General features: G+C 53.5%; 10 protein-coding genes, 1 rRNA gene and 1 other RNA gene. 11 read left to right on the forward strand and 1 reads right to left on the reverse strand.

Going from position 1 to position 10662, the window contains the following annotated elements:
- Nucleotides 1-7: 7 nt before the first annotated feature.
- The 4 genes from rho (at nucleotide 8) to BN3795_RS09285 (ending at nucleotide 3790) form a co-directional block, all read left to right on the forward strand.
- Nucleotides 8-1366 carry a transcription termination factor Rho gene (gene rho, locus BN3795_RS09270; protein WP_068784416.1) on the forward strand — a complete coding sequence of 453 codons (1359 nt, stop codon included), beginning with the start codon at nucleotides 8-10 and terminating at the stop codon, nucleotides 1364-1366.
- 62 nt (nucleotides 1367-1428) lie between these two features.
- Nucleotides 1429-2697: a radical SAM protein gene (locus BN3795_RS09275; protein ID WP_068784417.1), complete on the forward strand. Its 1269-nt coding sequence runs from the start codon at nucleotides 1429-1431 to the stop codon at nucleotides 2695-2697.
- Between the two features lie 101 nt (nucleotides 2698-2798).
- Entirely contained in the window at nucleotides 2799-2996 is a 198-nt protein-coding gene (gene rpmE / locus BN3795_RS09280; protein WP_068784418.1) for a 50S ribosomal protein L31, read from the forward strand.
- Nucleotides 2997-3115: 119 nt separating this feature from the next.
- Nucleotides 3116-3790, forward strand: coding sequence for a DUF559 domain-containing protein (locus BN3795_RS09285; protein ID WP_068784438.1), 675 nt, complete (start codon nucleotides 3116-3118; stop codon nucleotides 3788-3790).
- Between the two features lie 464 nt (nucleotides 3791-4254).
- On the opposite strand, the gene BN3795_RS09290 is transcribed toward BN3795_RS09285, so the two are convergent.
- The gene (locus tag BN3795_RS09290) at nucleotides 4255-5520 is read right to left on the reverse strand and encodes a stalk domain-containing protein (protein WP_068784419.1); all 1266 of its coding nucleotides are present in this window, start codon (nucleotides 5518-5520) and stop codon (nucleotides 4255-4257) included.
- A gap of 184 nt (nucleotides 5521-5704) precedes the next feature.
- Here BN3795_RS09290 and ffs point away from each other — a divergent pair.
- From ffs to BN3795_RS09325, 7 genes are all read left to right on the forward strand, one after another.
- Nucleotides 5705-5971, forward strand: an RNA gene (ffs, locus tag BN3795_RS09295) — signal recognition particle sRNA large type.
- A gap of 128 nt (nucleotides 5972-6099) precedes the next feature.
- On the forward strand, nucleotides 6100-7878 hold the full coding sequence (dnaX, locus tag BN3795_RS09300; protein ID WP_068784420.1) for a DNA polymerase III subunit gamma/tau: 1779 nt from the start codon (nucleotides 6100-6102) through the stop codon (nucleotides 7876-7878).
- A 97-nt stretch (nucleotides 7879-7975) separates the two neighbouring features.
- Nucleotides 7976-8287 carry a YbaB/EbfC family nucleoid-associated protein gene (locus BN3795_RS09305; protein WP_068784421.1) on the forward strand — a complete coding sequence of 104 codons (312 nt, stop codon included), beginning with the start codon at nucleotides 7976-7978 and terminating at the stop codon, nucleotides 8285-8287.
- Nucleotides 8288-8314: 27 nt separating this feature from the next.
- Nucleotides 8315-8914 carry a recombination mediator RecR gene (recR, locus tag BN3795_RS09310; RefSeq protein WP_068784422.1) on the forward strand — a complete coding sequence of 200 codons (600 nt, stop codon included), beginning with the start codon at nucleotides 8315-8317 and terminating at the stop codon, nucleotides 8912-8914.
- 204 nt (nucleotides 8915-9118) lie between these two features.
- Nucleotides 9119-9337, forward strand: a complete 219-nt coding sequence (locus BN3795_RS09315; RefSeq protein ID WP_408635020.1) for a DUF2508 domain-containing protein — start codon at nucleotides 9119-9121, stop codon at nucleotides 9335-9337.
- 26 nt (nucleotides 9338-9363) lie between these two features.
- The gene (locus BN3795_RS09320; protein ID WP_068784424.1) at nucleotides 9364-9627 is read left to right on the forward strand and encodes a pro-sigmaK processing inhibitor BofA family protein; all 264 of its coding nucleotides are present in this window, start codon (nucleotides 9364-9366) and stop codon (nucleotides 9625-9627) included.
- 309 nt (nucleotides 9628-9936) lie between these two features.
- Nucleotides 9937-10662, forward strand: a 16S ribosomal RNA gene (locus BN3795_RS09325); the annotation flags it as partial.

Here is a 10662-nt window from a genome sequence, read left to right on the forward strand (position 1 = left end):
TTTTAATATGGATCTTCAAATCGCCGATCTGGAAGGGATGAAGCTTACCGAGCTGTACAAGCTGGCGAAGCAATATCAGATCCCTTATTACGGCCAGTTAAAGAAGAAAGAATTGATTTTCGCTATTTTAAGGGCACAGGCCGAACAAAGCGGCCTCATGTTTATGGAAGGCGTGCTCGAGATTTTGCCGGAAGGGTACGGATTTCTGCGACCGATCAATTATTTGCCCAGCACGGAAGACATTTATATTTCCGCTTCGCAAATCCGCAAATTTGATCTGCGTACCGGGGATCTCGTTTCCGGGAAGTGTCGGACGCCGAAGGAAAACGAGAGATATTTCGGTCTCCTGCAAGTCAATGCCGTCAACGGCGAGAATCCCGCCATCGCGGCGGAACGTCTGCATTTCCCAGCGCTGACTCCACTCTATCCGCAGACCAAATTGGTGCTCGAAACTTCCCCAAATCATTTATCCACCCGTATTATGGATTTGCTCGCCCCGGTCGGACTAGGCCAACGCGGTTTGATCGTGGCGCCGCCTAAAGCAGGGAAGACTTTGCTGCTGAAGGAAATTGCCAACAGTATCTCCACCAACAATCCCGAGATTGAGTTATTCGTATTGTTGATCGACGAACGTCCGGAAGAGGTTACCGATATGCAGCGTTCCGTCAAAGGTGAAGTGATCGCTTCCACGTTTGACGAACTGCCGGAGAATCATATCAAGGTGGCGGAGCTTGTGCTGCAACGCGCTTTGCGGCTGGTGGAGCATAAGAAGGACGTCGTGATTCTGCTGGACAGCATTACGCGTCTCGCCCGGGCTTATAACCTGGTTGTTCCGCCGTCGGGACGAACGCTCAGCGGGGGGATCGATCCGGCTGCCTTCCATCGTCCGAAGCGTTTCTTCGGCTCGGCCCGGAATGTAGAGGAAGGCGGCAGCTTGACGATATTGGCAACCGCTTTGGTGGATACCGGTTCGCGAATGGACGATATTATCTATGAGGAATTCAAAGGCACGGGGAATATGGAGCTCCATCTGGATCGCAAGCTGGCGGAACGCCGGATTTTCCCGGCGATCGACATTCGCCGCTCCGGCACACGCCGCGAGGAGGTCCTCCTCAGCAAGGAAGAGCTGGATACCATCTGGGCGATTCGCAAAAATATGAACGACTCCTACGACTTTGTCGAAGGATTCCTGAAAAAACTGCGTGACTGCAAAACCAATGCCGAATTCCTGGCTTCCTTCGACGTATCCGGCAACACCCCTTCGGGTGGCGGCAACGGCGGGGCGCGTCGTCCGGTTCGATCGAGCTCTGCCTCTTCGCGGACGGGTTCGGCTTCTACGGGCGCTACGCAGAATTCTACGGTTTAAAGAGTTCTACCCGGGAGGGCAAGCTTTCGCTTTCCCGTGATGAATACAAAGAGGAGAACAACATGTACTTAGTGTATGCAGATGAACAAGGACAGGTCTACGATCATCCGTCGCTGTTCGGCTTGGCTCGCAGTGCGGATATGATCGTGGAGATCATGGAGGAGGAGCTGATTCCGCTTCCGGAAGGGGCGACGCTGGTAGGCTTGCCGTCCACCCGGCCGATCGGAATGGACCCGGATACCGGCGAAATGAAGCCGCTCCCCGGCGATGTTCAGGCGGTAGGCGCTCTGCTTCCGCAAGGGTATACCCGTCTTTGTCTGCCGGGGTATGTGAAGACCGATAAGGAGTACAAACTGCCTTTGTTCGGATATTCCGCGGTGGTTTGGAAGGACGGTCAGTTTTATGTGACGGCACGCTTGTCGGACGATCCCGAGAAATGGAATCCGCTGAATTGCGATCCTCTTGAGTTGAAGAATCAAGTCAAAGCTTATACTTCCCGTTATCCCGAAAATCGGCTGTACGAGCATTTATCGAACTGCGCGTTGGGCTACGAATGCCTGACGGCTTCCAATACGTTCCTGAACCGCTGGGAAGGGGCGGTCCCCGTCTCCTATTCATGCAATGCGGGCTGTTTTGGCTGTATTTCCGAACAGCCGGACGACAGCGGCTTCGTCTCGCCGCAAACGCGGATGAACTTCCGCCCGCGCGTCGAGGAACTGGTGGAAGTTATGCTGGAGCATCTGACTACACCGGAGTCGATCATCAGCTTTGGTCAGGGCTGTGAAGGGGAACCGTCCACGCAGGCCAAGTTGATTATCGAAGCGATTCGCGAGGTTCGTCGTCGGACGGACATGGGATATATCAACATTAATACGAATGCAGGATTATCCGATCACATCCGCGGGATCGTGGATGCCGGTTTGGATCTGATGCGGGTCAGCACGATCAGCGCGCTGGACGACCACTACAACGCCTACTACAAACCGCGCGGCTATACGCTCGCGAATGTCGAGAAGTCGTTGAAGTATGCTGCGGACCAAGGGGTCTACACCTCGATCAACTATTTGATCTTCCCCGGGGTGACCGACCGCGAGGAAGAAGTGGAAGCGATGATCGAATTCGCTCGCCGCACCAAGCTGAAGCTCATTCAGCTGCGCAACCTGAACATCGACCCCGAGAGCTACCTGGATCTCATTCCCAAGGCAAAAGGCGAGATTCTGGGCATGAAACAGGCGATCGAGATTTTTCAGGAGGAGCTTCCGGACGTCGTCATCGGATCGTATACGCATGTGCCGCCGGCCGAGCTGGCTCGCGTCAAGGGAAGAGGATAAAACAGGCAATTGCGTGAAGCGATGGCCCGTGCTATAATGCGATTATGTGTCATTATAACTCTGGGCACGACTGAGGCTCAGGGCGGAAAGAGGTGAAAGTGATGAAAGAAGCAATTCAACCCAAGTATCACGTGACTACGGTAACTTGCGCTTGCGGTAACACGTTCGAAACGGGTTCCGTGAAACAGGCTCTGCGCGTTGAAATTTGCTCCAACTGCCATCCATTCTTCACAGGGAAGCAGAAATTCCTGGATGCTGGTGGACGTGTGGATAGATTCAAAAAGAAATACGGTATCTAAGATACCCTTGCACAAACGACATGACGAAGAACGTCTTTGCTCATCTGATGATGGGCGGAGGCGTTTTTTTCTTTTTTGACGGGTTTTACAAAGTGGGAGAAGGAGAGGGGGAGGTATATATGAAGTTTGATCAGGCGCATCGGCTGTGGTTGGACACACACCTCAAGCGTCGTTCCGGCGAGCGGAAAGACCGATTGGAACGAGGGCACGGGCATGGTGAGCAGTTGTTTTTGCGCAACATATGGTGGCCACTGCGGAGAAATTTGGACGATCTGCATCCGGAGTATGAAATCGCGGATTGGCGGGGGCGCTCGTATTTTGCGGACTTTGCTTGGTTAACGGAAGCCGTGAAGCTGATCATTGAAATCAAAGGCTACGGGCCGCATGTTCGGGATATGGACCGCACGATGTATAGCCGGGAGTTAAATAGGGAGGTCTTTCTCCAAGCTCTGGGTTACCGGGTGATTTCCTTATCTTATGACGATGTGGAACGACAGCCCGAAATTTGCATCATGTTGCTTCGGATGCTGCTGAGCCGGTTTGAGGTGTCTGGTCGACAGACGGATCTGCCCGGATTGGCGTTGAAATCAACGTTGCTGCAAGCGGTTCAGTTAGGCAAGCCCATTCGTCCGAAGGATGTGGAGGGACAGCTGGGCGTAAACCATCGGACTGCCGTGAGGTATTTGCAGCAATTATGCCAGCGGGGTTGGCTTCGTGCCAGGTCCAGCGGCGAGTCCGGGAGGGTTCTGAGGTATGATGTGGTGCGGCGGGATTGGGATGCGTTTGATTGGTAGTTGGTAGTTAGTAGTTGGTAGTTAGTAGATGGGTAGATTGGCAGAAAGGTGGCCGACGGACTGCCCACGCCGTAACGATCCTCACCAAGTGTAAAAGTGCAGTTGATCGGAGCGCAAATCGAACAATATGCTTGTTGGAATGTAAAAGTGCACTTCGAAAAAGCGGGAAACGGGGGAATTTGCAACAATAGGCGGAAATCGACTGCACTTTTGCATTTGAAACCGCAAATATAGGATCATTTGGCGAAATGAACTGCACTTTTGCAGTTCGGTCTCGAAGAGAGAGGCGGCGGCGGTTCAATCTCGGACGAGAGGCGTAAGCTGAGCGGCAAAGAGGCGGGATAAGCCGCAAGTACAAGTAAGTAAGCGGGCGGCAATGAGCCGGTACAAGTAAAAAAGCAGGTTGGAAACGATGGCCGACGCCCGTCCGCCCTCTAATCCAACCTGCTTATTCTAACAATCGATTACTTCTTAAACTCTACGCTTTGCTTGAGGCTGGTCCACTCTTCAGCATTGATCATGCCCAGACGCCATAAGGCGATGCCCTTCAAATCATAGCGTTTCGCCAGACCGGTCAATGTTTTGACGCTGTTAGCATCTTCGCTGTAAAGGTTAAGACCGAGGATCAACTTGCTGGCATTGGTCTCCTGCAGAGCCAGCCGTATGGCTTCATCTACTTTATCCAGAGGCTGCGGCTTGTCTTTGTTATCACCCGGAAGGTAATCGTAAGCCATAATCACGATCTCGTCCGCGAGCGCCCCCAGCGTCTTGTAATCATACCCATGATAAGAAGAGTTCAGCGGGTGAAGGGCAAGAGAAAGCTTGAGCCCAGCCGCGCGAGTTTGCTTGGACAACTCCTTGACGAAATTGTTAAAAGCTTGCCGTGTCGCCGTCTTATCCGTCGTTAAGCCCAGTCCCTCAAAATCGAGCATAATGCCTTGGAACGCCTTCTCTGTCGCGGCGTTCATCATATCGCTGATCGCTTGTTGGCGCAGGGTCGGATCCTCGATGATTTTGGTCAACTCGCCCTTAGTATCGCCGGAGTAAACCATTAGATACGGCAGAGTTCGTGCATTGGCCGCATCGGCGACCAAGCTGTCGGCGGTGGTTTCGCCAGCAGGCTGCGGCAGCTTAAATACCTCGCCCGGCCCGCCCGTTTGCGTAAATTGTCCGTTCTCGTCAATCCGGCCCCAGCCGAACGCAACGGCGTCCAGACTAGGAACTGCCCCCACCTCCGAGAAGGAGGATATGGCGTAGAAGCCAAGCGTGTACATCCGCTTCTGCGGGGAAGCAATGGATACGGTTTTCGAGGCTTGGTCCCATCCGACCTGGGCTCCGAACTGCTGGCTGAAGAAGCTGAGCGGAATCAGCGTATTACCGCCAACGGAACGAGGAGCGACCGCCAATGGGACGGAGGCGTTGTTCACCTTTGCCGTTTTGCTGTCCAGCGTTAATTGCACATGGATGGCTTCGGCTCCGGTGCCCTTAACCGCAGTGATCGTTTTAGAGGCCTGATTCCAGGTAACGGTAATTCCGAGCGCTTCGGATATGGAGCGGAACGGAACCAGCGTCGTGCTGTTCACGATCATCGGCTCGCCGGAGAAGGCCAGCGGATATCCGTCCAACAGAATCTGCACCGACGCCGCTGCCTCAGACCGAGACGGCTCCATGCCGAACAGGCTTCCGGCCAACAGGGTAGTGGCCAGCATCAATTTTCCGATAGATCTCATTTGTATCTCCTCTCTTATGCTCATTCTTCCAGTTTTTCTATCCTATTAATATATCAAATAAAAACTAGAGTTGCATGGAGAATGAGACGCATAACTCAGTGACAACCCAGGCACAGATCCGGCAGTCCGCCAACTTCTTCCGTCCGGTTGCAATTTGTACAGGCATGAGCTATACTTAGTTTCACCGTGCTAGATGGGGAGGTAGCGGTGCCCTGTAACTCGCAATCCGCTGTAGCGAGGTTGAAGTCCTGTTAGAGGTCTTGTCGATGTGAGGCCGGTCTTTACGGCAGATGTTGACGGACGGGTCCTCCGCAAGGAGTACCTGCGAACCTGGTCAGGTCCGGAAGGAAGCAGCCATAAGCAGTATTACTCTTGTGCCGGAGGGCAGCCTGTCCCGAGTCATGCCGTAAAGGTGCCGCTCGGATCGCAATGATCAATAACAGGTGCACGGTGAATACTTTGAATGAGAATACATCTTTGTCTGCGGACAGGGGTGTTTTTTTTGTACATAGACCAAAAGGCTATAGTATAATAAGGAAACGACAACCGTCGTTTGAGGAAAGAAAGAGGTGCCGCATAATGGAGCATATTGCGCTGTACCGGGCTTGGCGGCCGCAGTCGTTTCAAGACATGGTGGGGCAGCAGCATATCATCCGCACGTTGCAGAATGCGATCCGCGAACAGCGGCTGTCGCACGCTTATCTGTTCAGCGGTCCGCGGGGAACCGGGAAGACCAGTGCCGCGAAGATATTGGCCAAAGCCGTAAACTGTGAAAAGGGACCTGCCGCAGAACCGTGCAACGAATGCGAGACATGCCGGAGGATCACGGCTGGCGCCGTCATGGACGTGCTTGAGATTGACGCCGCTTCCAACCGGGGGGTTGAGGAGATCCGCGATTTGCGGGAGAAAGTCAAATATGCCCCGACGGAAGTGCGGCAGAAGGTTTATATTATCGATGAAGTCCACATGCTGACCACGGAAGCTTTCAACGCGCTGCTAAAAACATTGGAGGAACCGCCTCCGCATGTGATGTTTATATTGGCGACCACCGAACCGCACCGATTGCCCGCAACCGTGATCTCGCGCTGTCAGCGCTTTGACTTCCGGCGGGTATCGCTGGAGGAGCAAAGCGAACGGCTGCGGATGATCTGCGAGCAAGAGGGGATCGAAGCCGAGAAGGAAGCGATCGAGTATATTGCCAGATTATCCGACGGTGGGATGCGCGATGCGTTAAGCATTTTGGATCAAATCGCCTCCTTCTCGGGCCGCAAGGTTTCGTACCAGCAAGTGCTGGACATGACCGGCGGCATCGCCTCCCGGCAGTTCGCAGAGCTGGCGCAAACGCTGCTCGCCGGTGATATCGGCGGGATGCTGCAGATGATCGACGGCTTTATGCAGGAAGGCAAAAGCGCGGACAAATGCATGGAGAACCTTCTCTATTATTTCCGTGACTTGCTGATGGTCAAAATGGTGCCGAAGGCGGATAAGTTGACGGAACGCGTGCTGGATCCGCAGGATTTTGCGGAGATTGCCGAAGGCTTTACGAAACCGCAGCTGTTCCGCATCATCGATACGCTAAATCACTATCAGACGGAAATGAAATACGCTGTTCAACCGCAGACGTTGTTTGAAGTCGCCTTGCTAAAGATCTGCACGTTTGGCGGAGAGAGCACCGAGGAACAGCCGGCGGGGGTCCGCAGTGCGGGCGTGAGTACGAGTGCGGGAGCAACCGCTGATGCTTCCGAGGTTCATCAGCTTCGCCGTCAGCTCGCGGAATTGGAAGCGAAGCTGGAGCGGGCGCTGCAGGGCGGACTTGCAGCAAGCCCTTCCGCAGGAGGCGCCGCGGCCGGGGGGAATCGCCCATCGCGGAGCCCTGCACCGCGCGTGGCTTCGAAGGCCAAAATCCCAGCCGGGATGGATCAATATCTTGCCGCCCGCAACAGCCCGGAATTCATGGAAATTCAGCAAAAATGGAATCAGGTGCTCCAAGCGGTTAAGGACGCGAAGATTACGATCCACGCGTGGTTTGTGAATGGCGAGCCCGTTTCGATATCGGAAGACAACGTGCTAGTTGCATTCAAGAACGACATTCACCGCGAGACCACCGAGAAGCCGGCCAACAAGCAGGTCATCGAAACGGTCATGGAACGCCAGTTGGGCAAACCGTACCATTTGGTGACGATGATGCTGAAGGATTGGACCGATGCGCTGCAAGGATCAGGTGAACGGCAGCCTGGCGGCGAACCGTTTGAGCTGGAGCCGCCGCCCGAGGACGGCGGATCGGGTTCAGGGAAGGAACCTTGGGTGGACGAAGCGCTGAGTATTTTCGGGGAGGATCTGGTCGTCATCAAGGAATAACGAATAACGGCCAGGTTTGGACCGTAGAATCGTGGTTATGTTTTTTCTATATAACGCATGATGTACATGCAGACCAAACTAAGGAGATGTGAATGACGTGAACAATATGAACCAAATGATGAAGCAAGTAAAGAAAATGCAGGAGCAAATGCTCAAAGCGCAGGAAGAGCTCGCGAATAAAACCGTGGAAGGCAGCGCAGGCGGCGGTGTAGTTACCGTGCAAGTGAACGGGCATAAAAAAGTGCTGGCTCTGAACATCAAACCGGAAGCGGTAGATCCGGACGACGTGGAAATGCTGCAGGATTTGGTGCTTACTGCGGTTAATGACGCATTGACGAAAGCCGAAGAATTGGCGAACCAGGACATGGGCAAGTTTACGGGCGGAATGAAAATTCCAGGCCTGTTCTAATTTTACAGACTGAAGGAGAAGGCCCCATTGTATTATCCCGAACCGATCGCGAAGCTGATCGATGCTTTTACCCACCTGCCCGGTATTGGGCCAAAAACGGCGGCTAGACTGGCTTTTCACGTGTTGCGTATGAAGGAAGACGACGTTATTGATTTCGCCAAAGCGCTGGTTAGCGTGAAGCGCAACCTTCATTATTGCTCCGTCTGCTGCAACATCACAGATACGGACCCCTGCCGGATTTGTCAGGATAAGACCCGGGATGCGTCGGTGATTTGCGTTGTACAGGAGTCCAAGGACTTAGTGGCGATGGAGCGGACGAAGGAATTTGATGGCTACTATCATGTGCTGCAGGGGGCGATCTCGCCGATGGAGGGCTTGGGACCGGATGATATCCGGCTCAAGGAGCTGCTGAACCGGTTGAGCGATGAACGGGTGAAGGAGCTGATCTTGGCGACCAACCCGAACATTGAGGGAGAGGCGACTGCCATGTATATCTCCCGTCTCGTGAAGCCTTTCGAGATTCGCGTCACCCGAATCGCCCACGGGCTCCCGGTTGGCGGAGATCTGGAGTATGCGGACGAAGTAACGTTGTCCAAGGCGCTGGAAGGGCGCCGAGAACTCAATTAGATTTTTTCAATCGTTTGAACCGAAGAACTTTAGGCTCTGGCTTGCGCTGAGGGCTTAAAGTTCTTTTTGTTTTCCGGCGTCCGAGGTTCTAAGTTTGTCCTTTTCCCGATACACATGAAATAAAACCGGATGGGGAGGCGATCCAACTTGAAGATTCTGAAGCGCTGGGGGGAAGGCCGCTCACGGCTGACTCACAGGAATCATGTGCTGGATTATAAACGGGAACTGTACGAGGAAGTTATCCATGCGCATAGAGAGTGGGAAAGGGCCAGCATCGCATTTCAGGAGGCGGTGGGGCACGATGAGGTGGACGTGGCGATATACACCCTGGAAGCGGCGGAACGCAGGTACCAGATTCAGCTGAAGGCAGCGAAGCAGGCCCGGGTCGATTGGGACGCCTTTCGGAATGGATCCTATTTTTGAATACTTGAGGTAGGAGGGGAAAAGAGATGAAGCTTGTGCTGATCGGCATCCTTGTCGTGTCGCTGGCGCTGCTGTTATATATCCTGTTCTCACGCAAAATCGGTTGGGTTTGGCTCCCGCGATTTGGGCTGCACATCGTGCTGGCGGCGCTGGGGATTTATGTGATCAATTTCTCTGGGTTGTTGACCGAAGTGTATATTCCGCTAAATCCGGTTACCTTGAGCACGGTATTGGTACTGGGTCTGCCTGGAGTCGCACTTTTGGTTGGTCTTAAGTTAACGATGATCTGACGGTTGACTCGACTTCATCATCTGTGGTACATTATTAATCGCTTCGTCGGCGGCGGGACAAGCTGGGCAAGGCCTTCCAGATGGTGACAGCAAAAAAAGCCTTGACTAAAGAACGAGCAGCGTGATATATTATAAAGGTCGCTGCTGAAACGAAGCGATAACGAAATATCAATGTTTGATCTTTGAAAACTGAACAACGAGTGAGTAATAAACTGAGATTTTAAATCTCGTCAGTTTGTTTAAATGAGCAAGTCAAACACCTTGGATGGAAGACCTCGACACCTTTGGGTTCGAGATTCCTTCCATCCTTTATTGGAGAGTTTGATCCTGGCTCAGGACGAACGCTGGCGGCGTGCCTAATACATGCAAGTCGAGCGGAGTTAATTAGGAGCTTGCTCTTGATTAACTTAGCGGCGGACGGGTGAGTAACACGTAGGCAACCTGCCCGTAAGACTGGGATAACTACCGGAAACGGTAGCTAATACCGGATACGCAAGTTTCTCGCATGGGAGACTTGGGAAAGGCGGAGCAATCTGTCACTTACGGATGGGCCTGCGGCGCATTAGCTAGTTGGTGAGGTAACGGCTCACCAAGGCGACGATGCGTAGCCGACCTGAGAGGGTGAACGGCCACACTGGGACTGAGACACGGCCCAGACTCCTACGGGAGGCAGCAGTAGGGAATCTTCCGCAATGGACGAAAGTCTGACGGAGCAACGCCGCGTGAGTGAAGAAGGTTTTCGGATCGTAAAGCTCTGTTGCCAGGGAAGAACGTCCTCTAGAGTAACTGCTAGGGGAGTGACGGTACCTGAGAAGAAAGCCCCGGCTAACTACGTGCCAGCAGCCGCGGTAATACGTAGGGGGCAAGCGTTGTCCGGAATTATTGGGCGTAAAGCGCGCGCAGGCGGCTGTTTAAGTCTGGTGTATAATCCTGGGGCTCAACCCCGGGTCGCACTGGAAACTGGGCAGCTTGAGTGCAGAAGAGGAGAGTGGAATTCCACGTGTAGCGGTGAAATGCGTAGAGATGTGGAGGAAC

This window comes from Paenibacillus phocaeensis (assembly GCF_900021165.1).
Lineage (GTDB): Bacteria > Bacillota > Bacilli > Paenibacillales > Paenibacillaceae > Fontibacillus > Fontibacillus phocaensis.